Here is a 25,475-nt window from a genome sequence, read left to right on the forward strand (position 1 = left end):
ATGACGGGGCAGAATGTCAATCCTGGTCTAACAGAGCCTTATTTATTCGAGGAGTATCCATTATGTTCAATGCGGTTGGCGGGAGTCGAAGGGCGCCAAGTGCCAGGTGCGTCACTTCTTTGCAAATTAGCTGCATGGACCCGCGCACGGTGGGGGATGTGCAAAACTAGCGGTTGATAAATCGCTTTAGCGATATGGCGCATTGCTTTGGGCGCTTGTTTTGGTATTTGGAGAAAGGGGACGGTTCCATGGCTCTTTGGGGCGGTCGTTTTGAGGCAGGCGTGGCCGAGGTCACGCAGGAGTTTGGCGCGTCGCTGCCGGTCGACAAACATCTTTATAAGCAGGATATCGCCGGCTCTAAGGCACATGCCAAGATGCTGGCCGCCCAGGGCATCATCACTGCCGAGGACGAGCAGGCGATCTCCGAGGGCCTGATCGGAATTGAGCAGGATATCGATGCCGGTAACTTCACCTTCGATATCAACGACGAGGACATTCATATGTCCATCGAGAGCGAGCTGACGCGCCGCATCGGCGAGGCCGGTAAGCGCCTGCATACCGGGCGTTCGCGCAACGACCAGGTTGCGACCGATACGCGCCTGGGCGTCAAGGCGCTCGCCAAGGAGCTCATGGAGGCCAATCTTTCGCTTCGCCATGTGCTGGTGGATGCCGCTAAGAAGTACGACAAAGTGATTCTACCTGGCTACACGCACATGCAGCATGCTCAGCCCGTGCTGCTGTCGCATCATCTGCTGGCGTATTCCTGGATGTTCGCGCGCGACTTTACGCGCCTGAAGGCCGCCTTTGATGCCGCTGACAACTGCCCGCTGGGTGCTGCCGCTCTTGCCGGTACGAGCTATCCGCTCGATCGCCAGATGACGGCTGCCGAGCTTGGCTTTGCGGGTGTGATTCCCAACTCGCTCGATGCGGTTTCCGACCGTGATTTCCTGCTCGATCTGCATTACGCCGGCTCCGTCATGGCCATGCACCTGTCGCGTCTTTCCGAGGAGATTGTGCTGTGGTCGAGCTCCGAATTCGGCTTTATCACGCTTTCCGACTCCTATTCCACCGGCTCGTCCATCATGCCGCAGAAGAAGAACCCCGACTTTGCCGAGCTTATCCGCGGCAAGAGTGGCCGAGTCTATGGCAACCTGGTGCAGCTGCTTGTAACCATGAAGGGCCTGCCGCTTGCTTATAACAAGGACTTGCAGGAGGACAAGGAGGGTGCGCTCGATACCGCTCACACGCTCATGCAGTGCCTGTCCGTTATGGCCGGCATGATTTCGACTTGGACCGTCAACGAGGATGCCATGGCGCGCGAGTGCGGCGTGGGGCACCTTGCCGCCACCGACGTTGCCGACTACCTGGCTAAGCGCGGCTTGCCATTCCGCGAGGCGCACGCTGTGGTGGGGCACCTGGTCCTGATGTGTGAGAAGCGCGGCTGCAATCTTGAGGACCTGCCGTTTGAGGTGTTCCAGGAGGCGAGCCCGCTTTTTGAGCGCGATATTACCGAGGCGCTCGACATCCCGTCGATCGTTGCCGCGCGCACGACCGAGGGCGGCACCGCTCCTGCCGCCGTTGCCGTGCAGCTGCAGCGTGCCGAGGCGCAGCTCGTGGCCGATGAGGACGTGGTTGGATCGCTGACCAAGGTCGTCGAGATGGGCCACGGAGCTAATTAGATTATTGGATGCGTCTGTCTGGTGTGTTCATCATATCTTGCCTTTACGGGTGCCCGCTACGGTGGGCACCCGTTTTGTTATAGAGAAGGAAGGGGCTTGTCGAGAACTTCTGTAGGACCTTTGGGCAGGTTGTGAAGGGGGGTACGTTCACAGGCGGCAACCGGCCGTCCGCTCGGTTCGGTGCGGTTGATGGGCAGTCGGATGGTACTCTAGTCGGGCTTCGAAACAGAAGTGACACATATGGAACGCTTCAATTAATTGCAGCGATTCAATAAACATCTTTTTGTTTAACTGCAGCTAAAACTCTGTTACGATGCAGTCCAGGCGAGTGCCGGAATGGGACTTGGGCACGCGCGAACCTACTTGAAAGGCTACCTTATGGCTATCGAGAAGACCTTCATCATGATTAAGCCCGACGCCGTGCGCGATCGCAAGATCGGCGAGATCGTTGCTCGCATTGAGCGCAGCGGCCTTGTCATCGAGCGCATGGAGATGACCACGCTCGAGCGCGCTACCGTCGAGGAGCACTACGCTCATCTGGCCGACAAGCCTTTCTTTGGCGGTCTCTGCGACTTTATGACAAGCGGTCCGGTCGTCAAGATGGTCGTTTCCGGTCTTTCTGCTGTCTCCAAGATGCGCACTCTTATGGGCGCTACCAACCCGCTTGATGCTGCCCCCGGCACCATCCGCGGCGACTTCGCTGTCGATGTCAACGCCAACGTGATTCACGGCTCCGACTGCCTGGAGAACGCCGAGATCGAGATCAAGCGCTTCTTTGGCTAAACCAGCTTTGACTCCTTAAAGCTGTTAGCGTGTGGCTTAGGCGCCGCGGAACTCCATCCGCGGCGCCCTTTTTATCCCAGTAGATTTTTGGGACATGGCTAGAAATCTACCTTTTGTCGCACATGGACTGCGAAAGGTAGATTTCTAGGCATGCACCAAAAATCTAATAAAGAGCCCCCGCCCGGATTGCGTTCCGGACGGGGGTTTTCGTTGGCGTATGGCGTTGTAGGTCTTTAAGCTTCGTCGACGACCTTGAGGCCGCGGGTCTGGTCGATCTCGTTGAGGAGATTGACGCGACGCTCGTGACGGCCGCCCTCGAACTCGGCATCGAGCCACTCGTCGACGATCATCTTGGCGAGCTCGGAGCCCACGACGCGGGCGCCAAAGGCGAGCACGTTGGTGTTGTTGTGCATGCGCGAGAGCTTGGCGCTGAAGGGCTCGGAGCACACGACGGCACGAACGCCCTCGACCTTGTTGGCGGCCAAGCTAATCCCGACACCGGTGCCGCAGATCAGGATGCCCAGATCGACGTCGCCGTTGGCTACGGCTTTGCCCACCTTGTAGCCGGCGATGGGGTAATCAAAGCTCTCGGAGGTGTCGGTGCCAAAGTTCACGACCTCGCAGCCGCGCTCCTTCAGGTGCTCGGAAATGATGTTCTTGAGCTCGACGGCGGCGTGGTCGTTGCCGATACCGATCTTCATGAGTGGTTCCTCTCTGGTCCGTGCGGCGGAATTGCTAAAGGTTTTACCGCGTTCGACTGCATGATAGCGCGTCTTTTGCCTAAACACTCGGGCGTTTTTTGGTCAAACGCTTTAGCGGACGCGAACATCAGCCCATCACGAAAAATGCCGCCAATTTGCTTCTGGCGGCCGTCTGCCGGAACTCGACTTGCGGTTTTTGGTGCCTTGTTATCAAATGGAGAAGTTGATACTTGCGAGAGCAACCCGTTATACATGTAGGAGATACCTATGCCTACCGATTCCATCCGTGATACCGCGTTTTGTGATGTTTTGAACCGCGAGCTTGTCTGTGCGCTCGGCTGCACCGAGCCCATTGCCGTTGCCTATGCGGCGGCGCTGGCGAGCCAGACGCTCGGTTGCGAACCCGAACATATGGATGTTGCCTGCTCAGGCAACATCATCAAGAACGTAAAGAGCGTGACCGTGCCCAACTCGGGCGGTATGCACGGTATTGAGGCCGCGGCCGTGCTGGGTGCCGTGGGCGGTGACGCCAAGAGCGCGCTCGAGGTGCTCGAGAGTGTTGGCGATGCAGACCGTGCTCGCGTGACCGAGCTGCTCTCCGATGCCGACTACTGCGATGTGTCGCTTGTCGAGGGTGTGCCCAACCTCTACATTAAGGTGACTGCCACGGCCGGAGGTCATACTGCGGTCGTCGAGATCACCGACCATCACACCAATGTTACGTGCCATACACTCGATGGCATTCCGATGTGTGGCAAGTCGGCGGGGGAGTGTGCCGCCTGCGCCGAGCGCGTCGTGGCCGAGCGTGCCGCCGATACGCCCATGTCGATTGAGTCTATCATTGACTTTATCGAGGACGGCGACATCGAGGGCGCCCGCGCTGCCGTTGAGCGTCAGATTGAGCTGAACGGCGCTATTAGCGCCGAGGGCTTGGTGAACGCTTGGGGCGCCGAGGTGGGCCGTACGCTGCTGGGCGCTCGCGCCGACGATGTCGCCTGCCGTGCGCGTGCGCGTGCGGCCGCCGGGTCTGACGCCCGTATGAACGGCTGTGCGCTACCGGTCGCCATTGTGTGCGGCTCGGGCAACCAGGGTATTACCTGTGCGTTGCCCGTTATGGAATATGCCGATTACCTGCGCTGCGACCACGAGCGCCTGGTGCGCGCCGTGATGCTGTCTGATCTTATTGCCGTGCATATCAAGAGCTATATTGGTGCGCTCTCGGCGTTTTGCGGTGCTATTTGCGCTGCGTGCGGTGCCGGCGCGGCGATTACCTGGCTGTGCGGTGGCACGCGCGAGCAGATCGGCGCGACGGTCTCCAATACGCTCGGTAACGTGGGCGGCATCGTGTGCGATGGCGCCAAGGCAAGCTGCGCCGCTAAGATTTCCGCTGCCGTTGATGCGGCGATTCTGGGCCACGATATGGCCATGCAGGGCCGCGGCTTCCGTGCCGGCGAGGGCCTGATTCAGGATACGGTGGAAGAGACGATCGCCAGCATGGGCTATGTGGGCCGCGTTGGCATGAAGGATACCGACGTCGAGATCCTCAACATCATGATCGGCAAGACCATCGTCGACTGCTAGGGGCTCTGGGGCACTGCATCTTGTTGTTGAAACTATCGCGCTTGTGGCTGTAAAGCACCTGTCTGCATTGCGGACAGCGAGGATCTCGCGGTATGTCACCAGGTCGTTCTCGCGCTTGATGCGCTCGAGGACGGTTGCGACAACAAGCGCCGCTATCGCCGGCAGGAACGTCGCAGCCGCGGCGACGCCGGCGCCCCAGGTGCCTTCCATCCAGTTAAACGCCGGCGACAGTATCAGCGCGAACGCCACCGCCAGCAACGCAAGCATCAGCACGGCCAGCCATAGCATCCGCGTTCCCATGCGCTTGCGATCTCTTTCGACTGCCTCTTCCATAACGGTCACGTCTCCCTTCACGAGCGTGTCTATGGAGGTGTCGAATAGGATGCTCAGCATGAGCAGGCTCTGGACGTCCGGATACGTCTTGTCCCGCTCCCAGTTCGAGATCGTCTGACGCGACACGTAGAGTTTCTCGGCGAGCTGTTCTTGGGAGAGCCCCATCGCCTCGCGCCTCGTCTTGATCTGGTTGCTGATGTCCATTGTCACCTCCCGGTCGTGAAGGAGCGTCCCGCGAACACGCCGGGTGCGCTATCGAATCTGTTGTACATCATATGCGGCAAGGCTTGCCGGGCGCTGCAAAAACTGTTTTGCACGGGGTTTACCTGCATGATTGTTGCTGCGATGCGTGCCATCGCCGCGGGGAGATTTGGCTTGTGGAGGCTTGCGGGGCGATGGCTTAGCGATGTTGTCGAGCAATCGTCCAAGTGCGCAGGCCCATGGCGGCGTAGCCGATTGCGGTATAGGCAACCCCATGGAACGCAAGGTCCCGGCTGCCCTCGACCGCGAGGGGAAACAGGAGCGCGGATCCGATTCCGAGCGCCGCGGGTATCCAGAAGAGCGTCCTCGCGGAGTTCGCGGCGAGCAGGCCGAGGGCGATCGCAGTTACGGGGAGCACGAGGTAGATCAGCGTCATCATGGCGATCATGCCGGCATCGGATGGGACGATGCTCACCAGGAGGACGGGGATTGCCCAGCAGGCGCCAACGATTGCGATCAATGCGATGAGGGACGCGCGTACGGTGACGTTCATGGGGCACCTCCTAACGGGAATCGCCCCCATTCTGGCATACATCTTCAGAATGGGGGCAAAGGGGGATACCATTTCGGGGAACGGGTGCGTACCCGCGCTTTTAACTCAACATCTTGGCGAGCATGCCGATGCCAACACCCACGAGGCCGCCGGCGATCGCGCCGAGGACGATCTGCACCGCGTTGCGGGTCCCCTTCACCCAAGGGTTCATCTCGCGCTCACGGCGCCCCTCGAGCGTGTCGCGATCGACCTGCTCGCCGCGGCTAAACGCCAACACCTCGCGGTACGTGACGAGGTCGTGCTGCTTCTTCATGCGTTCCATATACACGAACGCCACGAGCATCACGACGAGCGCCACGGCGGCAAACGCCGCGGTGGGCGCGATGTGCATGCCCCAGCCCCATTCGAACTGGAACGCCGCCCACGCGCTCAGCACCAAAAACACGACCGCGCTCACGACCGTGATTGTGGAGAGGGCGTTGTACTTCTTGACCGCTTCGTTCATTACCTGTGCCATGGTTTCCACATCTCCTTTGATGAGGGAGTCCACGGTCACCCCGAACACGTTGGAAAGCAGCAGCAGGCTCTGGACATCCGGATACGTACGGCCGCACTCCCAGTTGCTGATGGTCTGGCGCGACACGTAGATGCGCTCCGCCAGATCGTCTTGGGACAGTCCGAGCTCCGTGCGATGCTCCTTGATGTGCGAGCCCAGCTCCATGCGTTTGCTCCCTAGAGGGTCGGGGTGACCCCTGTCGAGAGCCACCATGTCATTGACGCGAGCATCGTACCATCAAAGGTCTTTATATTTGACCCCCACGGGGCAAAATCGAGCTGTCAAAAGGCTTTATATACGACATCTAGCTGGGAAAAGAACGGTCCCCAAAGGCGGATGCCTCCGGGGACCGGTTGGTGCGTATAGAGGGGGCGAGCTTGCTTTGGGTTGGTGTTGGCCCCACCGCTCGGCTCGACTTTGGAGCGGCGGGGCTCAGCTCTGCCTCGACCGCGGCGCGGGGCGCGGCTTTGTCCCGACGTCGGCAGCGGCCGAGCCCTGTCTTCCCAGCTTAGCCCTCCTCGCCTTTGGGCGCGTCCTTGGATGAGGGCTCTTTCTTCGGCAGCCTTCCCGCGCGTTTGAGGGCGTCTCGCAAGATCCATTCCACCTGACCGTTGGCGCTGCGCATCTCATCGTCCGCCCAGCGTTGGACGGCCTCCCAGATAGCGGGGTCTATACGGAGTGGATACTGCTTGCGTGCCATGACGTGCCTTCTTGTCGAATGTGCAATTTTGCACCCGTCCCCAAATTACTCATTGGTGTTGGGGTTAGTACAGCGAGCCTGCGTTGAGCACCGGGTGCGCCTCGGATTCACCGCAGAGCACCACCATGAGGTTGCTGGCCATCTGCGCCTTGCGCTCGTCGTCGAGCTCGATGGTGCCGCCGGCAGCCATCTCCTTCACGGCCATGTCGACCATGGAGACCGCGCCCTCGACGATCTTCTTGCGTGCGGCGATGACGGCCTCGGCCTGCTGGCGGCGCAGCATCGCCTGGGCGATCTCGGGGGAGTAGGCGAGGTGCGTGAGACGTGCATCGTCGACCTCGACGCCGGCGGGCGCCAGGCGCATCGCGAGCTCGCGGCGCAGGGCTTCGGAGACCTCTTCCACATTGGCGCGCAGCGTGATGGCGCCGGCGGCATCGGACTCGTCCTCCAGGTGGTCGTAGGCGTACACGCTCGCCACGTGGCGCAGCGCCGTCTCGGCCTGCATGGCGACATAGCTCTGGTAGTCGTCGACGTCGAAGAGCGCCTTGGCGGTATCGGCGACGTGCCACACCACGACGGTTGCGATCTCGATGGGGTTGCCCATTTTGTCGTTGACCTTCAGGCGCTCGCCATTCAGGGTGCGCACGCGGGTGGAGATGGTGGTGGGGTTGCCCTTGGCGGCCTTCTGCGCCGCGGCCTTGGCGGCCTTGGAATCGCTCATCTCGAGCTCGATCATCTCGCCGATCCCGGCCGATCCGCCCATGCTCTTGCTAAAGAACGGGTTGGCCCAGAAGAAGCCCTCGTCGCGGACGGTGCCCACGTACTTGCCGAACAGGATGCACACGCGCGCCTGGCCGGGCTGCAGCGAGAAGAATCCGTTGAGTGGGATGAACCACAGGCAAAACGCGAGGATGCTGAGGCCGAGCCCCCATCCGTAGACTGCGGGCGCGTCGACGCCGTCGGGCGTGCTCGCGAGCCCGATGGTGCTCCAGATAAAGAGGCCGATGATGGCGATGAGCGCCACCGCCACGGCGACGAGCATGCCGTAGCCCGACTTGGCCTTGAGTTGCTTTTCCACGCTCATTGTGAGTTCCTTTCACGACTGCGCCGGCGTTTGCGTGACGTCCCCGGCGCCGCGCTCCAGATTGCGATGGGGAGGAGGCGAGTCCCCGAGCAGTCCGTGCGACTGCTGATTGCATTGTGATATCACATTGAGACCAAGTCAAGGAGAATCGGATGCCGTCTCTCATGGCATAAGTGGTTCGGGGCGCCCGGCATCTACGCTCCGTAGAGGTCTTCCTGTTGCATCTTGGCTCGCAAGTCCCTATAATAGCCCCACTCACGGCTGAAGGTTTACCTCGAGATTTGGAAAGGGGAGCTGCACCATGCTTGCTTCCATGAGGATTTGGCTCTAGCCACGGTCGCGTGAGCGACCGGTACTTCGCTGCATACCACCGATCGCATCAAAGGATTATTCCATGACACAACCGAATCCCTGCGCTTCTTGGAAGCGCTCGCTCGCCATCGTCTGGATCGGCGAGTTCTTCTCCGTGCTCACGAGCTCCATTCTGCAGATGGGTCTCATCTGGCACGTCACCCTCACCACCGGCTCCGCGAGCGCCCTGTCGTTCGTGAGCCTGGCGGCCTTCTTGCCCATGGCGCTCCTCGGCGCCTTCGCGGGCACCATCGTGGACCGCACGTCCATCAAGCGTCTCATGATCGGCGCCGATCTCTTCATCGCGGCCGTGAGCCTCACGCTTGTCTTCGGCTCGCTTCGGGGCGACCTCTCTGTCGCCGTTGTGGCGGCGGTGCTGTTCGTCCGTGCGCTGGGCAGCACGCTCCATACGCCCGCCTTCAACGCGCTCACACCGCTCATCGCCCCGCCCGAGGTGCTCGGCAAGCTGGCGGGCATGCTGCAGTTCATGCAGTCGGGTAGCTATATCATCGGCAACGCCATCGCCGCGGTGGTCTACCCGGCGTTTGGTCTGACCTTCATGATCGCGCTCGATGTCGCCGGCGCGGTGCTCGCGAGCATCGCGGTGGCGACCTCCGGCATCAAGACGCCGGCGCCCGAGCGCCATACGCCCGAGGAGAACGCCGAGGCGTCGCACCACGCGGTGCGGGCCTTCCTATTGGAGACGGCCAACGGGTACCGCGAGCTCAAACGCCATCACGGTCTGTTCGCCATGCTCTGGATCGGCTTCGCCTTCTCGGTCCTGTTCTCGCCCATATCCGCGCTGTTCCCGCTCATGGTGTTCGACCATTTTGGGGGTACCACTACGCAGTCGGCTATCGCGGAGATCGCGTTCTCGGTCGGCATGATCGCGGCGAGCGGCTGGATCGGGGCGACGGGTGGCCTTAAGAACCGCGCGCTTTCGTGCACGCTGGCCATCGGCCTCTTCGGAGCGGGCACGCTCGCGGGCGGCCTCGTGCCCCCTTCCGCGCTCGTTGTGTTTCTGGGGCTTACGTTCGCGATGGGGGTCTCGAGTCCGCTGTACAGCGCGCCGCAGATGGCGCTCATGCAGGAGCGCGTCGATCCCGAGTGCATGGGCCGCGTCTTCGGCCTGTACGGAGCGGTCTGCAGCTGGGCCATGCCCGTGGGGCTCGTCGCATCGACCTTGTTCGCGGACGCCATCGGCGTAAGCGCGTGTTTCGTGCTCATCGGTGCTGCAATGGTGATCCTAGCAGGCATCACCTGGGCGATCCCGAGCATCCGCAAGATTGGGTAGCGCTCTGGCGGAGTGCGTTTCGTTTCGGACGGCTCGTAGGGTCGCTGCGACGTGAAGGGTGGTCGACGGTGCGCCTGCGAGGGCGTCGTCGACCACCCTTTTGTTTAATTCGTCTGGCCCGGCGCCGATCATCATCTGTTCGCCGGGCGATTGCGATGCCGCCGCTTGCCGATACGCGGCTCCTTACGTTGTGCGCATCCCATCGTTCTGGCAGCGTTTCCTGCAGTTAATCTCCAGAGCCCAAGGCGGTGGCCCCTATGAGTAATCTGCTCGAATCCATTCTGCGCGTCGGTATGACCGTGTTCATTGTCGGCCCGCTCACTGCATGGGTCGCCCGCCGCGGCGCGCGCGAGCGCAGCGAGGCAACGGACAGCCTCGATTGCTTCACGGTGCGCATGCCCGCAGCCATCCGCACGATCATCGCCTGCTGCGCCGTCGCGTTCGAACTGCTCATGCTGGGTGTCTACGTCTGGCAGGGCGTCTCGCTGGGCGAGTGGGACCACGAACTTGTGTGGTTCGGTCATGCCATGGCGCTCGCGGGTATGGCTATCTGGGCCTTGCTGAGCATCCCGCGTATCGACGTGGACGGTGGGCGCATTCTCTCGCGTAACGCCTTCGGCATCCGCAAGGAGACGACGTTTGGCAACATCACCCGTGCAACGCTTCACGCGCAGATGATGAGGATCGACCTGTTCGAGGGCGACCGGAAGTTCTGCTCGATAAGCCTCGAGGGGGTGTGCTCGCTCAACCTCCTCGCCCGTCTGGAGGAAGAGGGCATCGAAGTCTCGGACGCCGTCGACGGTCCCATGACCAAGGCGGGCCTGTGTTGGTCTGCCATCAAGCCGTTGACGATTGTTTTCAACGGCATGGCCCTCGTCTTCTCGCTCGTCCTCGCCTTCATGGCGGTCTTCACCGACGAGGGTGCGCGCCTGCTCGTGCTCATCCCGTTCCTGTTCCTGTTCATAGGGGGGTTCCTGCCCCTGCTCATGCTCGGCATGCCGGCCCGCGGCATCCTCGAGATCGGCAGGCAGGAGCGCGCGCTCGGTTTCTCCTTCTCCGAGGAGATGGCAAGCCGAGGTGCCACGGGTACTTCGCTTGTCGATGACGATTGGTTCATCGAGATCAGCAACGCCCGCGTCGTGGCGTTTCGCCGCGATTACCTCAAGAAGATCACGGCGCACGAGAACAGCGAGAGCGGCGACCGCTGCACGGTGACCACGAGGGGTGGTCGCAAAATCAAGGTGTATGCAGCGGGCAGCACGCTCGAGGACCTGCGCACGTGGTTCAAACAGAGTGCCAAGGTCAGAAGCACACTCGACCGCGCGGGGGACGCACTCGAGGCGACCGTTTGATTGGGTTGCCTGCCAAGGATCCAAAACGGGAAGGGGCGCTGTCGGCGCCCCTTGTCATACCAGGCCCGCTGGCCAGCGAGAGGCCTGCAGGTCGACATGTCCGTTGGCGAGGAAGGCAACGCCTTCGTCCTCGAGCAGTGTGCGCTGCGCCTCGGGCCCACCGAAGGCGAACCCCTCCGCGAGGCGTCCGTCGGCGAATACGATGCGATGACAGGGGATGGTGCCGGGTTCCGGATTGACGTGCAGGGCGTATCCCACGTATCGGGCTCGACGGGGCTCACCAACGAGCTTGGCGATCTGACCATATGTGGCAACCATGCCGCAGGGCACCTGGCGTACCATGTCGTATACGCGGTTGAAGAATCCGTCGGTGTCCCTGTCTGCCATGCCGCCCTCACTTTCAATCGATATCGCCATTGTAGTCAAGAAAGGCGCCCCACATGTGCGGGGCGCCTTTCCAAAGAGGTGTTGCGCGAGGGGAGGGAAGGCGCAACGTTCGTGTCGAAGGTCTTTAATTCGCCTGTGCCTTCATTAAGTTAACTATAGCTAATTCTCTGAGACCCAAGTCGTAGACCGACGAGCACACAGCCTCTCCATAAGTTAATCAAGGGTTACAAATAGAAAGACACAGTGACATGTGGTCGTTAGGGTTCAAGGAATCGCTCGATGAGTTCGGAGAACGCACCCTCAGTCCCAGCCGTTTCAAGGACGACATCGCAATACGGCCGCACGTCGTCGGTGACATTCGCCACGCCGACGCCCAGTCCCGCCGCCTTGATCATGGAGAGGTCGTTTGCGGAATCACCAACGGCGATGACCTCGGACATCGGAATTCCCAGCATATCGGCAAGGCGCGTGAGCCCCGTCCCTTTGTCAACGCCTGCGGGCATGAGTTCGAGGTAGCGCTTGGAGGAGAAGGTGATGTCAACGCCGAGTCGCTCGGCCATCGGCGCGAGCTTGCGGCCCAATTCCTGCAGCTCATCGAAGTCCCAGTCGACGTACAGGATCTTCACGATGCCACGGCCTTCAAGGAATGAGAGGTCGGGATGGTCAGATCCGCGAAAATGAGTGACCCCGGTGATCGATTCCAGATAGTCGCGCTCCCGTGTGGGTGCGTCATTCACGAACACGTGGCCGTCGGCGACGTTGACGTGCATGCAGAGTCCGAGTTCGAGCCCCTTTGCATAGATCGCGTTCGCGCATTCGTTGGAAAGGCCGCAGGTGGTGAGCGGGGTGGGGTCTCCCACGCGGTTGATGAAGCCGCCGTTATAGGAGAGCACATAGCCGTCTTCGATCAGCTCGCGGGCCTCCCCCGAGAAGTTGTCCATGATAGAGGAATACCATCGCCCGCTCGAAGGGACGAACAGCACACCGAGCTCCCTCATGCGTTTGAGTGCTCGGAGATTGGACGCCGGGATGGCGTGGTCGGCATCGAGAAACGTCTCATCCATATCGCTGGCAACAAGTCGGTACATGCAATCCCCCATACAACGTAAAAAACGAGGCGGGCTTATTATCGCCCACCTCGTAAGACCTTGGCTATGTCGAAGGCGTGGACACGTGAAGATGGCCCATTCGCGTGTCGCGGCGCGTTTCCGCGAGCCGGATGGCTTAGTACACCATGCCCATGGCCTCGCGCACCTCGGCGAGCGTGGCCTCGGCGACCTCGTTAGCGCGGCGGTTGCCCTCGTGCAGGACGTCCTTGACGTAGTCCATATCCTGCACGAGCTCCTCGCGGCGCGCGCGGATGGGGGCGAAGTGCTCGTTCACGCTTTCGGTGACGTACTTCTTGAGCTGGCCGGAGCCGCCCATGCCGATCTCTTCGGCGATCTCGACCTCGGAGCGGCCGGTGCAGATCGCGGCGGTGGAGAGCAGGCCGGATACGCCAGGGCGCGCCTCGGGATCGAACGTGATCATACGCTCGCCGTCGGTCTGGCTCTTCTTGATGCACTTGGCCGTCTCCTCGGCGGTCATCGAAATATTGATGGCGTTGCCGTAGCTCTTGCTCATCTTTCGACCATCCAAGCCGGGCAGCAGCGGCGTGTCGGACAGCAGCGCGTCGACCTCGGGGAACACCTTGCAGTAGCGGTTGTTAAAGCGGCGGGCGATGGTGCGGGTGAGCTCGATGTGCGGCAGCTGGTCGCGCCCGACCGGCACCACGTTGCCCTTGCAGAACAAGATGTCGCACGCCTGGTGCACGGGGTAGGTGAGCAAAAGGCCGGTGAGCTCATGGCCGCTGGCCTCCATCTCGGCCTTGACGGTGGGGTTGCGCTGCAGCAGGGCCTCGGAGACGAGCGACAAGAACGGCAGCATGAGCTGGTTTGCCGCGGGCACGGCGGAGTGCGTGTAGATCATCGTCTTGTCGGGGTCCAGGCCGCAGGCCAGGTAGTCGATGACCATGTTGTAGACGTTGTCCTGGATGTTGTCGGTGCTGTCGCGGTCGGTGATGACCTGGTAGTCGGCGATGAGCACGTTGGTGTGCACGCCCATGTCCTGCAGCTCGACACGGCCCTTGAGGGTACCGAAGTAGTGGCCCAGGTGCAGGCGGCCGGTGGGGCGGTCGCCGGTGAGCATGGTGTACTTCTCGGGGTGCTGCGGCAGGTCGGCGCGGATCTGGTTGCTGCGCTCGAGGCTGACCTCATAGCTGAGCTCGTTGGGCATGCTGTCTCCTTTTGGGTTGAGTGCCTGGCCGGCATTGTCGGTCTTGGTTGAAGATGAAGCTACCAGAGAAACGGCGTCTCTTGCCGGAATCAACGAATGTTTTCGCCGTGTTGTCCCGCAGGGTCGTTTCCCTTCTTGGGAAGGAGCCCCTCGATATGCTCGAGCCGCTCCTCATGGGCCACGTGCGCCGCGCGCTCCTCGGCGGCGAAAGCGGGGTCTTCGGGCGTGACGATCTCATCTCGCTGTCGACTCCGGTACCACCGCGACGGCGCTCCTGAGCCTGCTCGTCGACAAGCCGGTGACTATCTACACCACCAACGGCTATGCATGTCGGTTTACGGGCGAGCTTGCTGCTAAGGTGGTGGTAATTGGCGGCGACTTCAACCCCGTTACCTGCTCGCTCACCGGTCTTATGGTTGAGAGCGCGCTGCGCGAGCTGTACTTTGACCGGGCGTTTATAGGTGTCAACGCGGTGGACGAGGACCGCGGCATCATGACGCCAGGTTATCCCGAGGCTATCAAAAAACGTATCGTGATGCAAAATTCCCAGGCGAGTTACGTACTCGCCGATAGCTCCAAGTTCCACGTGTTTTCAAATGTAAAGGTGTGCGACCTGGAGGGCTTTACTGTTATTTCCGACAGGCGCGACGCCAAAATCGGCGAACGCGTCAAAATGATCACGGCCTAGGACACTGGGGCATCGCATCTTGCCCTCAAGCCGTTGCCCACGTAACGAAGCGTGGGGCAAACGTGCGCCCCATTCCGGATTTGGGGACTAGCTTAGTTCGTCGGCTATTTGGTGCTCGTAGAAGGCTTCTACTACGGCGTTAAAGTCGCGGGCGAAGTCTTCCATAGTTCCGCGCCAGGTGGCTCGGCCGGGCTTTCCTTGGCCCACATAGGCGGTTTGAATGCCGCAGGCGGGGCTGGGGAAATCGCGCTTGGGGTCGTTGCCCACCATGAGAACCTCATGTGGCTCGAGCCCCATGACCTGCAGCTGCTCTAGATAATATGTGGCATCGGGCTTGCAGCGCGTAGCGTTGCCCATGTGCGTTACGAGCTCGAAGGGCGCGTCTGTCAGCTCGCCCCAGCCCATGCGGCACTCGATGGCGCCTTGAGGAAAGCTGGGGTTGGTGAAGAGCGCGCAGCGCAGCCCTGCGTCCTGTACGGCTTGAAGCGCGGCGTGCGCACCCGGCATGGCTTTTGCGTTGATGGCGTCGTCATTCTTATATGGAAGAACTTCGCGGTCGTAGTAGGTAAACGCCTCGTAGATGAGGGGGTCGGAGAGGCAGATGCCACACCGGCGCTCAACCTCTTCCTGGTAGAACTCAAGATTGGTGCGATTGTCCGTGCTGCTGCGGCGATTGGCGTTGAGGTCGACCAGGATGGTGCCGAGGCGTGCCATCGTGCCCCCGCGGCTGCGACGTCCGATATCCGCGAGCATCGACGAGACATCCTTAAAATAACGAAGGATGAACGCATTGAGGTTGATGCTAAGAAGCGTCTCGTCCATATCGAAAACGACTGCTTTGAGCACGCGGGCACCTTTCTCGAAAAATCGTTCCAGAATCGTATGTCTGGGATACTTTACCCCAAAGCAGTGTGCCTAGCTGCTCATCGTCAACTTGTGGAGACAGTCGTTCACAAGATTGCGAAAAAGTCTCCATACGAGTAAAAAATCGCAGTTCACGCTTGAAATCGAAGCGATTTCCCCGTAATCTATACAGACGTGATTGCATAAGCGTCACATCAGTATCTGTCGGCTCCCGAGTGTTCCTAAACGTTGTGTGCTTGTCGCACCCATCTGTAGGTCCTAGCAATCGGGGCCCCGTAGTTCGAAAGGGGTCCACCTTTGAGTGAGATTCAGAACTCGTCCATTTTCTCTCTTGACGATGTCAACGAGGAGGAGATGAACAACCTCATCGACGGTACGATTACCGACTTTGATGAGGGCGATCTCGTTAACGGCACTGTCGTTAAGATCGAGCATGACGAGGTGCTCGTTGACATCGGATTCAAGTCCGAGGGCGTTATCCCGGTCCGCGAGCTGTCCATCCGCAAGGACGCTAACCCTGCAGACATCGTTGCACTCGGTGATCCCATCGAGGCCCTGGTTCTCCAGAAGGAGGACAAGGACGGTCGTCTGGTCCTGTCCAAGAAGCGTGCCGAGTACGAGCGTGCTTGGAACCGCATCGAGGAGAAGTTCAACTCCGGCGAGAACGTCGAGGGCGAGGTTATCGAGGTTGTCAAGGGCGGCCTGATCCTCGACATCGGCCTGCGCGGCTTCCTGCCCGCTTCCCTCGTCGACCTCCGTCGCGTCAAGGACCTCACCTCTTACATGGGCACCCGCATCGAGGCCCGCGTCATCGAGATGGACCGCAACCGCAACAACGTCGTCCTCTCCCGTCGCGTCGTGCTCGAGGAGTCCCGTAAGGCCGAGCGCTCCGAGATCCTGTCCAAGCTCAAGTCTGGCATGCGTCTCCAGGGCACCGTTTCCTCCATCGTCGACTTCGGCGCCTTCGTCGACCTCGGCGGTATCGACGGCCTCATCCACATCTCCGAGCTCTCTTGGAACCACGTCAACCATCCTTCCGAGGTTGTCAAGGTCGGCCAGGAGGTCGAGGTCGAGGTTCTCGACGTCGATCTCAACCGCGAGCGCATCTCCCTGGGTCTCAAGCAGACCACCGAGGATCCGTGGCGCGCACTGGTCAAGAAGTACCCCGTCGGCGCTATCGTCGAGGGCACGGTGACCAAGCTTGTCCCGTTTGGCGCTTTCGTCGACCTGGGCGAGGGCATCGAGGGCCTGGTGCACATCTCCGAGATGGCCAACAAGCACGTCGATCAGCCTTCTCAGGTCACCCACGTGGGCGACAAGGTTCAGGTCAAGGTCATGGAGATCGACCTCGACCGTCGTCGTATCTCCCTGTCCATGAAGTCCGCTGCTGAGACTCTGGGCGTCGAGATCGAGGTTACCCCGCTGCCTTCCGAGAAGAAGGACGAGGAGACCGACGCCGAGTAAATCGGTTTGACGATCACTTGTTTTAAGGGATCCGTCCGTAATGGACGGGTCCCTTTTTGCATTTACTGCCGAGATGTTCGGTAGTGCCTGCGCGTAACGCTGCTTGGGCTGTTCGTTTGCTATTGGGTTGTCGGTGCATGAAAAATTGCCGACATCCCGCCTCGGGGAGGAGGCGGGAACGCACCGAGTAGACGGAGGGGTGCGGAGCGCGGTCGCGTCTCGACTGACGACGTTGCCCATCGGCGTTCCTATTGTACTGCATGACATGGTTCTTGGTTTATCGTGTCGAGCGCTTGTGTTGTGCCGCTGCCTATGCTGACGGTGTGCTACACTCTTGCACTGCTGAGTGGGCCAGACGGTCGCGCGATGTGCTGCTTGCAGCACGCGTGAGGAAAGTCCGGGCTCCAGAGGGCGGGATGCCGGCTAACGGCCGGGCGGAGTGATCCGACGGAAAGCGCCGCAGAAAAGAAGACTCCCACCTGCGCCGCAAGGCGTAAAGGGAAAAGCTGAAACGGTGGTGTAAGAGACCACCAGCGTCGTGGCAACACGGCGGCTTGGCAAGCCCCATCCGGAGCAAGCGCGAATAGGAACGCTATGGGCCGGCCCGGTCCGCGTTCGGGTAGCGTGCGTGGAGCTGCACGGTAACGTGCAGGCAAGATAAATGACCGTTCACGACAGAACCCGGCTTACAGGCCCACTTGGCATTTTTGTTACCCTGACAATCGGTACGGTCTTTGCCGTATTATTGAGGCTGTTTGTTGCTTTGCTTGTTGTTGAGGGGCTTTGTTGGACAGCTATTTTACTCTGCAATCGAATATTGAGGCTTCGGGTGAGTTTGTGGACCGCAAGAGCCGGTTTATTGCCCAGCTGGTCCATATTGAGTCTGAGGATGAGGCGAATACCTTTATCGAGATGGTCCGCAAGCGTCATTACGATGCTCGACACAATGTTCCCGCTTGGATTTTGGTCGATGGACGCGAGCGTCAGAGCGACGACGGTGAACCGAGTCGAACCAGCGGCATGCCGACGCTCGAGGTGCTTCGCGGTGCTGGGCTCAAAAATGTTTGCTGCGTGGTAACGCGCTATTTTGGTGGCACGCTGCTGGGGCCTGGTGGCTTGGTGCGCGCCTATACCGCGGCGACGCAGGCGGCGGTGGCGGCGGCTCAGGAGTCCGGGCAGATCGTCGAGATGACGAGCGTCGTGCCTGTTGACGTGCGTGTGGCCTATCCGCAGTATGAGCAGGTGCTTCGCTTGGCGCAGGATTCGGGTGCCAAGGTTTCGGATACCGATTACGCGGATGCCGTGACGATTCATTTGGTGTTTAAGGCGGGGGAGCAGGAGTCGTTTTGCGCCAAGATGCGCGAGCTTATGGCCGGTCGCGAGGAGATCGAGGTCGGCGCTCCCGAATTTGCTGAGTTCTAACGGCGACGGCCGGCGTGCTTTTGGATGGATCCCAAGCGTGCCGGCCGTCGTTTTCTGTTGCTGCCGTTTACTCGGCGAGCTGCTTTAGCATATCGCAGGCGATCTCGACGGCATCGTCGATGCAGCCGGGGCAGCTGCGGAGCGGACCCTTATCCGATCCGATGCCCTTGAGCGTGCCGCAGACAGTCGTCGTGTTCTTCTCGCCAAAACGCTTGGCGATCTCGCGCGACAGCTTGTAGGTCTTGCCCTTGGACTTGGGGTTTTCCATGCCGTCGCTCATTACAAAGCCCATGATTGCCACGGCGCCCGAGATGGCGCCGCAGGTTTCGGTCATACCGCCCATGCCGGCGCCAAAGCCCTCGGTGAGGGTAAAGGCGACCTGGGGGTCGAGTCCGACGGCAGGCGCGAGCGTGCAGGCGACGGCCTGTGCGCAGTTAAAACCGCGGGCGTGGTATTCGGCAGCCTGAGCTTGGCAGGCGGCGGCGTCGAGCTGGGCAGTATCGATTTGCTTCATCGTTGTCTCCTTGATCACGGTGTACCCGCCTATGGTACCCTTGCTGGCGCACTCACTCATCGAGACCCAGCGCATATCTTATTGTTTTTCGCCATCGAACACTTTCTTAAGATTTGGGACAAATAAACCTGATTAATTTGTCCCATAACCTATTGGCGGGATGGGTTGAGAGGGGTGCGGGGTAGCGGTATCGTGAACCGAATAAAACAAAACCCAAGTAAGGGAGTTGGATATGAGCGAGCAGACCATCGGTACGACGTGTGTTCAGGGCGGTTATCGCCCGGGTGATGCAGAGCCGCGTCAGGTGCCTATCTACCAGTCAACCACGTGGAAGTACGACACGTCCGAGCACATGGGCAAGCTGTTCGACCTGGAGGAGTCGGGCTACTTCTACAGCCGTCTGCAGAACCCCACGTGTGATCTGGTTGCCGCCAAGATCTGCGAGATGGAGGGCGGTACCGCTGCGATGCTCACGAGCTCGGGCATGGCTGCGAACTTCCTCGCGATTTTTAACGTGGCCGGCTCCGGCGATCACGTGGTCGCGAGCTCTGCTATTTACGGCGGTACGTATAACCTGCTCGCCCATACCATGGGCCGCATGGGTCTGACCTGCACGTTCGTTGCCCCCGACTGCACCGATGAGGAGTTGGAGGCAGCGTTTGAGCCCAACACCAAGCTCGTCTTTGGCGAGACCATCGCCAATCCCGCCCTCGCCGTGCTCGATATTGAGCGCTTTGCCAAGGCCGCGCATGACCATGGCGTGCCGCTGATGGTCGACAACACCTTCCCGACGCCCGTGATGTGCCGTCCCTTTGAGTGGGGCGCCGACATCGTTACGCACTCTACCACCAAGTACATGGATGGACACGCTGCCTACCTGGGCGGCGTGATCGTCGACCACGGCCAGTTTGACTGGATGGCCCATGCGGACAAGTTCCCGGGTCTCACCACGCCCGACGAGAGTTACCACGGCGTGACGTATGCCGAGAAGTTCGGTCGCGAGGGTGCCTTCATTACCAAGGCAACCGCTCAGCTCATGCGCGACCTTGGCCCCATGCAGAACCCGCAGGCGGCGTTCTTCTTGAACAGCTCGCTCGAGAGCCTGCATGTGCGCATGCCGCGTCATTGCGAGAACGGCCTAGCGGTCGCTAAGTTCCTGCAGAGCCATCCCAAGGTGCGCTTTGTGAGCTATCCGGGTCTGGAGGGCGACAAGTACTATGACCTGGCTCAGAAGTACATGCCCAACGGTACTTGTGGCGTCGTGAGCTTTGGCTTTAACGGTGGTCGTGCGGCGGCCGAGACCTTTATGAAGAGCCTTAAGCTCGCCCAGATCGCTACGCACGTGGCCGATGCGCGCACCTGCTGCTTGCATCCGGCAAACGCCACCCATCGCCAGATGAACGATGAGGAGCTCATCGCCTGTGGCATCTCCGCCGACATGGTGCGTCTGTCGTGCGGCCTCGAGGACACGGCCGATCTGATTGCCGACCTTGAGCAGGCGCTTGAGCAGTGCTAGGCTAGCGTTCGCACAAGGCGCCGATGCTGGCAGAAAGCTTCGGTGACCTTTCGTTCCGATTCCGTAGGCGGGACCCCAATCGCGACTGTTTGCAGACGATTGGGGCCCCGTTTTTGCGTTGGGCCACTCGAAAGGATGGATATGGAGAAAACTGCAGAGCAGCTGCGCCGCGAGCACATTGCCCTAGAGGGCGACACCCATGGCAAGAACAAATGGGCGATTCTGTTTACCGTGCTCATCATGACGTTTATGTCGTGTCTGGATTCGACCGTCGTGACCGTGGCGTTGCCCGTGATGCAAAAGGAGCTGGGCGTGGGCCTCGACCACATCCAGTTGGTGAGCTCGGTGTACCTGCTTGCGACATGCGTGGCTATGCTGCCGTTTGGCCGCTTGGGCGACGTGCGCGGCAAGGTGGGCGTATTCCAGCTGGGTGTAATCGTCTTTACGGTCGGATCGTTGCTGTGCGGGCTGTCGGCCTCGCTCGAGGTTCTTATTCTGGCTCGCATTGTCCAGGGCGCCGGTTGCGCGGCGGCCATGGCCAACAACATGGGCATTATTACCGAGTCGTTTCCGGCGCGCGAGCGCGGCCGCGCCATGGGCATTCTCGCGACCTTCGTGGCCCTCGGCATGATGTGTGGCCCCGTGCTGGGCGGCATGCTGGTGGCAAGCTTTCCCTGGGAGAGTATCTTCCTCATCAACCTGCCCATTGGCGTCATCTCGTTTATCGTGGGGCTCTACACGCTGCCGCATGTTAAGCCGGAGGCTGGCGAGCGCCCCATGTCCCTGATCGAGGCCGCTCGTCGTTGCTTTGCAAATTCGGCCTTCACCATCAACCTCGCCTGCATGCTCATCGTGTTCGTTGGTATTGGCGCATCAGAGTTTATCCTGCCGTTCTATTTTCAGGATGCCCACGGCTTTGGTTCCGACATTTCCGGATTGCTCTTTTTGGCGCTGCCGATGGTGAATGCCTTTATCGGCCCGCTTTCGGGAACGGTTTCGGACCGTGTTGGCTGCGAGGGTCCCACGGCGGTCGGCCTAGGCGTGTACGTATGCGGTCTTTTTGCGGTAAGCACGCTCGACGAGCACTCTTCCATCCCTGTGATCGTGTGTTGCGTCGCGTTTATGTCGTGCGGTACGTCGATTTTCCAGAGCCCCAATAACTCGCTGTATATGGGCTCGGCTCCGCGCGAAGCGCTCGGCTTTGCGGGCAGCCTGGGTAGCCTGGCGCGCTATGCGGGTATGGCAGTGGGCATTACAGCGGCATCGCATATCCTGTATGGGCAGATGAGCGTGGCGATGGGCGAGGCCGTGACCAGTATTGTTGCAGGTCGTCCGGATGTGTTCCTGTTTGGTTTTCGCTCGGTATTCTACGTGCTCATGGCTGTGGCGGCAGCGGGCTTTGCGCTCGCCATGGTGCGTTTGGTGAGGATGCGCGCCCGCCATTAGCTTGCGAAGGCGGCTATCGGCCCATTGAAAGTAGCTAAAAGAGCCCCGTCCCAAATCAGCTGGTCTTGCGGCTTTATGGTGCGCAGGGGCTTGTGGGGCGGGCGGGGGTCGGTCCGTGGTAGACTACCGAACAACGTTTATTAATCGCGCGGCATCCTTGCCGCGAGAAGGGGTTGCGTCATGCAGGAGCTTGAGGATCGTATTCGCCATGACGGCATCGTAAAGGCCGGTAACGTCCTTAAGGTTGATGCCTTCCTCAACCACCAGTGCGACGTTGAGCTGTTTGACCACATGGGCGCCGAGTGGGCCCGTCTGTTCGAGGGCGTCGAGATCAACAAGATCCTGACGATTGAGACTTCGGGCATTGGCATGGCCTGCATCGCGGCTCAGCATTTTGGCGGTGTGCCGGTGGTCTTTGCCAAGAAGGCACAGTCCATCAACCTCGACGGCGAGCAGTATGCCACGACCATCTACTCCTTTACCAAGCAAAAGGAGTACCCGGTCATCGTTGGTAAGCGTTTCCTGTCCGAGGCCGACAAGGTCCTGATCATCGACGACTTCTTGGCCAACGGCTGCGCGCTCGAGGGTCTTATCAAGATCTGCGAGGCTGCGGGTGCCGAGGTATCCGGCATTGGCATTGCGGTGGAGAAGGGCTTCCAGGGCGGTGGTGATAAGCTCCGCGAGCGTGGCTTTCGCGTTGAGAGCCTGGCCCGTATCGCCGATATGGACTGCGAGACCGGCGAGATCACCTTCGCCTAAGCGCGCAACACAAGCGATTGGTATGCGATGTGACAAAGGGACTGTCCCTTTGTCACATTTTTTGTATGAGGGGAGGCGTTGATATGGATGAGAACAAGATGGGATGGCGCGAGTATGCGCGCTATGCCGCGATGTCGGCTGAGGAGTTGGCGCGCGATTGCGAGGTGCAGGTGTTTCGCGCGACAGGTCCGGGCGGTCAGGGCGTGAACACGACGGACTCGGCGGTGCGCATGAAGCATGTGCCCACAGGGATTACCGTGACGGCGCGCGAAAGCCGTAGTCAGTTCCACAATCGCGCGAGCTGCCTGCGCAAGCTGCGCGCCGAGCTTGAGCGTCGCGGGCGTCCACCGTGCCGACGCGTAAAGACCAAGGTGCCCCAGCGCTCTCGCCAGCGCAGGCTCAACGATAAGCACTTCAATGCCATTAAAAAGGCCAACCGACGCAAGCCGGGCAGGGACGAGTAGTCGCTTGTTCCACTGGTCTTGCTAGCGGGTGGGGTGCCAAACTTGGAGGGCGCCGCCGAGGACGTCGACCTCGATGCGCGAGGCGACAACGGGCTCGCCATCGGCTTGGATGGGGTAATCGGGCTGCTCGAAGGTGAGCTCGGCATGGCAGCAACGGCGCATACGAACCGGCGGCAGCTTGGTGTGGTGGCCGTCCTTGGCCGAAAGAAACATGGGTAGGGCAACCGCGCGGGGGACGGGGCCGCAGGCGTAGCATACGTCGAGTATGCCGTCGCAGGGGTCGGCATCGGGGCAGATGCGATAGCCCGAGCCGTAGGTGGGGCCCAGCTGAATCGCCATGATAATCGCCCGCACGCGCTCGGCGGGGGCGCCGTCAAAGGTGACCGTCATGGGGTAGTTACGATAGCGCAGGCCAAACTGTTCAAGCCCTGAGAGAGTGTAGAGCGGAGCACCCGTCAAGCCGGTCTTCTTGCGCAACTCGGTGGTGCCCAGGCCGATGGCGGCATCGATGCCGACCGAGAGCGTCTGGTCGTAGTACTTCACCGAGGCCTCGCCGCTTCCGCTTGCGGGATTCCATGAGCGAATGCGCCCGATGTCCTGACGTTGCAGCTCGCAGGTGAGCAGCGCGCCAAAATCCCTACCTGAGAAATCGTCGATCCCGAGCGTCTGGGCAAAATCGTTGCCGGAGCCCACGGGCAGGACGGCAAGGGCGGGACGGACGGCCTCTTCCTGCGTCATGAGCCCATTGACAACCTCGTGGATCACGCCGTCGCCGCCGAGTGCGATAACCGTGCGGTAGCCCTGGGCCTGTGCGGCAAGTTCCTTGGCATGCCCCATGCGCTCTGTCAGCACCAAGTCAAACTGGGACGCGCGCGCCGTCATGTCCAAAAAGCGTTGCAGGCGCTCGGCAACCTCGCGCGCCGCGCCCGACTGGGCAGCGGGGTTGGCGATGATGAGCGTGCGACCAAAATCAGTTGCGTGCATGGGGCGACTCCCGGCGTGTGGCATGACGGTGCGGTCGCGCTCAGGTCGAATTGCCCCCGATTGTGGCTGCACGGCGAATACTAACGTCTACTCTATCAGGTCGTTGTGGCGCTCGATAGCCTCTGCCACCGTGTGACCCTCGTCCACGATAAGCGAGCGGCACTTAGGGGACACAATGCGCTGGGCGGGATACACGCCACGGTGGCCGCCGGTTAGGTAGCTGATAAAGGCCACGATGACAAAGAAGCCCGCGGCCGTTCCATGGAACAGGTCGATAGCCATCATGCAGGTGGTGATGGGCACGTTGAGGCCGGCGCAGAAGACGCCGAGCATGCCGAGGGCCGCCATAAAGCTCGGGTCGAGTCCGGCGAGGCAGCCAATCCATCCGCCGAGCGCCGCACCGATGCCAAACAGGGGCGTGACCTCGCCGCCTTGGAAGCCGGCACCCAGGGTGAGCGCCGTCACGACGAGTTTGATGGCCGCATCGGCAAGGGTCGTGTTGCCGGCGAAACCGGCGCCCGAGAGCCAGGTGGCAAGGCCGGCATACTTCCAGGCGTCGAGTATCGCGTAGGCCGCGAGCACCACGAGCGCGCCCACGAGTGCGCGAGCAAGGTAGTTGGTGATAAAGCGACCGTACAGGCTCTTGACGGTTCGAACCGACCAGGCAAAGAGACGTGCCGTCAGGCCAAAGATTATGCCTCCGATAACGACGATGGCAACCGTTCTGGGCGTCATGTCGGGAACGCTGGCGATGACGTTGCTCTCGTACTGGGTGCCCATAGCGAGTGACGTAAAGTAGCCGGTAAACGAGGCGACCAGGCAGTAGATGCCCGCGGTGTAGTCGATCTTGCCGATAAAGCACATCTCCATGCCAAAGAAAGCTCCGGCAAGGGGCGAACCGAATACGGCGCCAAAGGCCGATGAGATGCCGGCGAGCATGAGGTCATGGTGGTCATGCTTTTTGAGGTGGGCGAGGCTCGAGATGTTGCTGGCGATGGTGCCGCCAATCTGCACTGCGGCTCCCTCGCGACCGGCCGATCCGCCCGTTAGGTGCGTGAGCGTGGAGCAGACGAAGGTGAGGACGGCCATGCGCATATGGATGAGGCGTGTGCCCAGAGCGGAGTCGATGACCAGGTTGTTGCCACGCTTGGCGGCAAGACCGTGGTTCTTGTAGACCCACGCGGTGGCCACGCCCACGACGGGGAGCAGGGCGTAGACCCACGCATGGTGCTCTCGATAATCGGTCGCGATATCCAGCGAGGCCAAAAACGCCCAGGCGGCAACGCCCATGGCGAGCGAAACGACAACGACGAGCGCGAGCAACTTGGCACTCGCGAGCATGTTACGGGCATTGCGGCGCGTGTCGGCGGCCAAGATCTGCTCAGAGCGGGTGAGCTGGTTGCGACCGCTGATGATCAAGTCGGCCGGAGAGAAGGTTCTGCCGTCTTTGTCCTGACGGGCGTCATCAGACGGGTCGAGTGTATTTTCACGTTTATCGATAAAAGCCATAACGTCCTCTTATTTG

General features: G+C 60.8%; 23 protein-coding genes, 1 other RNA gene and 2 pseudogenes. 13 read left to right on the forward strand and 13 right to left on the reverse strand.

Features of this window, described 5'->3' with window-relative positions; translation table 11 throughout:
* The first annotated feature begins 248 nt into the window (after positions 1–248).
* Positions 249–1,679, forward strand: coding sequence for an argininosuccinate lyase (gene argH, locus DXB98_RS06830; protein ID WP_117743597.1), 1,431 nt, complete (start codon positions 249–251; stop codon positions 1,677–1,679).
* A gap of 378 nt (positions 1,680–2,057) precedes the next feature.
* Positions 2,058–2,462 (forward strand): nucleoside-diphosphate kinase, encoded by a 405-nt coding sequence (gene ndk / locus DXB98_RS06835; RefSeq protein WP_055251725.1) that lies wholly within the window; start codon positions 2,058–2,060, stop codon positions 2,460–2,462.
* Positions 2,463–2,695: 233 nt separating this feature from the next.
* Here the strand turns inward: ndk and rpiB are convergent, their stop codons facing one another.
* Entirely contained in the window at positions 2,696–3,163 is a 468-nt protein-coding gene (gene rpiB / locus DXB98_RS06840) for a ribose 5-phosphate isomerase B (RefSeq protein WP_055251633.1), read from the reverse strand.
* Between the two features lie 267 nt (positions 3,164–3,430).
* Here rpiB and DXB98_RS06845 point away from each other — a divergent pair, with 267 nt between their 5' ends.
* A complete protein-coding gene (locus DXB98_RS06845) occupies positions 3,431–4,744 on the forward strand; it encodes a serine dehydratase subunit alpha family protein (RefSeq protein ID WP_117743598.1) in 1,314 nt (437 codons plus the stop codon).
* A 414-nt stretch (positions 4,745–5,158) separates the two neighbouring features.
* On the opposite strand, the pseudogene DXB98_RS10515 reads toward DXB98_RS06845, so the two are convergent.
* The 5 genes and pseudogenes from DXB98_RS10515 to DXB98_RS06870 all read right to left on the reverse strand — a co-directional run.
* Positions 5,159–5,281, reverse strand: a pseudogene (locus DXB98_RS10515) (helix-turn-helix transcriptional regulator); the annotation flags it as partial.
* A gap of 196 nt (positions 5,282–5,477) precedes the next feature.
* A complete protein-coding gene (locus DXB98_RS06855; RefSeq protein WP_117743599.1) occupies positions 5,478–5,831 on the reverse strand; it encodes a hypothetical protein in 354 nt (117 codons plus the stop codon).
* A 100-nt stretch (positions 5,832–5,931) separates the two neighbouring features.
* A complete protein-coding gene (locus tag DXB98_RS06860; RefSeq protein WP_117743600.1) occupies positions 5,932–6,552 on the reverse strand; it encodes a helix-turn-helix domain-containing protein in 621 nt (206 codons plus the stop codon).
* A 343-nt stretch (positions 6,553–6,895) separates the two neighbouring features.
* Positions 6,896–7,087, reverse strand: a complete 192-nt coding sequence (locus DXB98_RS06865; RefSeq protein WP_117743601.1) for an Arc family DNA binding domain-containing protein — start codon at positions 7,085–7,087, stop codon at positions 6,896–6,898.
* Between the two features lie 64 nt (positions 7,088–7,151).
* Entirely contained in the window at positions 7,152–8,171 is a 1,020-nt protein-coding gene (locus tag DXB98_RS06870) for an SPFH domain-containing protein (protein ID WP_117734981.1), read from the reverse strand.
* A gap of 394 nt (positions 8,172–8,565) precedes the next feature.
* On the opposite strand from DXB98_RS06870, the gene DXB98_RS06875 reads away from it, so the two are divergent.
* Positions 8,566–9,816 (forward strand): MFS transporter, encoded by a 1,251-nt coding sequence (locus DXB98_RS06875; protein WP_117734982.1) that lies wholly within the window; start codon positions 8,566–8,568, stop codon positions 9,814–9,816.
* A gap of 257 nt (positions 9,817–10,073) precedes the next feature.
* Complete coding sequence (locus tag DXB98_RS06880; RefSeq protein WP_117743602.1) at positions 10,074–11,168, forward strand: hypothetical protein; 1,095 nt, start codon at positions 10,074–10,076, stop codon at positions 11,166–11,168.
* A gap of 54 nt (positions 11,169–11,222) precedes the next feature.
* Here the strand turns inward: DXB98_RS06880 and DXB98_RS06885 are convergent, their stop codons facing one another.
* The 3 genes from DXB98_RS06885 to trpS all read right to left on the reverse strand — a co-directional run bounded on the left by DXB98_RS06885 (position 11,223) and on the right by trpS (position 13,829).
* Positions 11,223–11,555: an MGMT family protein gene (locus tag DXB98_RS06885; protein ID WP_117743637.1), complete on the reverse strand. Its 333-nt coding sequence runs from the start codon at positions 11,553–11,555 to the stop codon at positions 11,223–11,225.
* A 257-nt stretch (positions 11,556–11,812) separates the two neighbouring features.
* Complete coding sequence (locus DXB98_RS06890) at positions 11,813–12,643, reverse strand: HAD-IIB family hydrolase (RefSeq protein WP_233505115.1); 831 nt, start codon at positions 12,641–12,643, stop codon at positions 11,813–11,815.
* Between the two features lie 136 nt (positions 12,644–12,779).
* Positions 12,780–13,829, reverse strand: coding sequence for a tryptophan--tRNA ligase (gene trpS / locus DXB98_RS06895; protein WP_117743604.1), 1,050 nt, complete (start codon positions 13,827–13,829; stop codon positions 12,780–12,782).
* Positions 13,830–14,127: 298 nt separating this feature from the next.
* Here trpS and DXB98_RS06900 point away from each other — a divergent pair, with 298 nt between their 5' ends.
* Positions 14,128–14,517 (forward strand): hypothetical protein, encoded by a 390-nt coding sequence (locus DXB98_RS06900; protein ID WP_233505116.1) that lies wholly within the window; start codon positions 14,128–14,130, stop codon positions 14,515–14,517.
* 87 nt (positions 14,518–14,604) lie between these two features.
* Here the strand turns inward: DXB98_RS06900 and DXB98_RS06905 are convergent, their stop codons facing one another.
* Positions 14,605–15,363: an HAD family hydrolase gene (locus DXB98_RS06905; protein WP_117743606.1), complete on the reverse strand. Its 759-nt coding sequence runs from the start codon at positions 15,361–15,363 to the stop codon at positions 14,605–14,607.
* A gap of 315 nt (positions 15,364–15,678) precedes the next feature.
* Between DXB98_RS06905 and rpsA the strand changes: the two genes are divergently transcribed.
* The 3 genes from rpsA to DXB98_RS06920 all read left to right on the forward strand — a co-directional run bounded on the left by rpsA (position 15,679) and on the right by DXB98_RS06920 (position 18,267).
* Positions 15,679–16,845: a 30S ribosomal protein S1 gene (gene rpsA, locus DXB98_RS06910; protein WP_022095232.1), complete on the forward strand. Its 1,167-nt coding sequence runs from the start codon at positions 15,679–15,681 to the stop codon at positions 16,843–16,845.
* A 343-nt stretch (positions 16,846–17,188) separates the two neighbouring features.
* Positions 17,189–17,550, forward strand: an RNA gene (gene rnpB / locus DXB98_RS06915) — RNase P RNA component class A.
* Positions 17,551–17,628: 78 nt separating this feature from the next.
* Positions 17,629–18,267, forward strand: coding sequence for a YigZ family protein (locus DXB98_RS06920; RefSeq protein WP_199407141.1), 639 nt, complete (start codon positions 17,629–17,631; stop codon positions 18,265–18,267).
* Between the two features lie 67 nt (positions 18,268–18,334).
* On the opposite strand, the gene DXB98_RS06925 is transcribed toward DXB98_RS06920, so the two are convergent.
* Positions 18,335–18,781 (reverse strand): C-GCAxxG-C-C family protein, encoded by a 447-nt coding sequence (locus DXB98_RS06925; protein ID WP_117734986.1) that lies wholly within the window; start codon positions 18,779–18,781, stop codon positions 18,335–18,337.
* 232 nt (positions 18,782–19,013) lie between these two features.
* Here DXB98_RS06925 and DXB98_RS06930 point away from each other — a divergent pair, with 232 nt between their 5' ends.
* From DXB98_RS06930 to DXB98_RS06945, 4 genes and pseudogenes are all read left to right on the forward strand, one after another.
* Complete coding sequence (locus tag DXB98_RS06930) at positions 19,014–20,297, forward strand: O-acetylhomoserine aminocarboxypropyltransferase/cysteine synthase family protein (RefSeq protein ID WP_117743608.1); 1,284 nt, start codon at positions 19,014–19,016, stop codon at positions 20,295–20,297.
* A 141-nt stretch (positions 20,298–20,438) separates the two neighbouring features.
* Complete coding sequence (locus tag DXB98_RS06935) at positions 20,439–21,743, forward strand: MFS transporter (RefSeq protein ID WP_117743609.1); 1,305 nt, start codon at positions 20,439–20,441, stop codon at positions 21,741–21,743.
* 180 nt (positions 21,744–21,923) lie between these two features.
* Entirely contained in the window at positions 21,924–22,502 is a 579-nt protein-coding gene (locus tag DXB98_RS06940) for a xanthine phosphoribosyltransferase (RefSeq protein ID WP_117743610.1), read from the forward strand.
* Between the two features lie 155 nt (positions 22,503–22,657).
* Positions 22,658–22,966 (forward strand): annotated as a pseudogene (locus DXB98_RS06945) (peptide chain release factor-like protein); the annotation flags it as partial.
* A gap of 21 nt (positions 22,967–22,987) precedes the next feature.
* Here the strand turns inward: DXB98_RS06945 and DXB98_RS06950 are convergent.
* Both DXB98_RS06950 and DXB98_RS06955 read right to left on the reverse strand, forming a co-directional pair.
* Entirely contained in the window at positions 22,988–23,950 is a 963-nt protein-coding gene (locus DXB98_RS06950; RefSeq protein ID WP_117743611.1) for a diacylglycerol kinase family protein, read from the reverse strand.
* Between the two features lie 87 nt (positions 23,951–24,037).
* Positions 24,038–25,459 carry a chloride channel protein gene (locus DXB98_RS06955; RefSeq protein ID WP_117743612.1) on the reverse strand — a complete coding sequence of 474 codons (1,422 nt, stop codon included), beginning with the start codon at positions 25,457–25,459 and terminating at the stop codon, positions 24,038–24,040.
* Positions 25,460–25,475: the final 16 nt, after the last annotated feature.

The sequence above is a fragment of the Collinsella sp. OM07-12 genome, from assembly GCF_003438275.1.
In the GTDB taxonomy this organism is placed as follows: Bacteria; Actinomycetota; Coriobacteriia; order Coriobacteriales; family Coriobacteriaceae; genus Collinsella.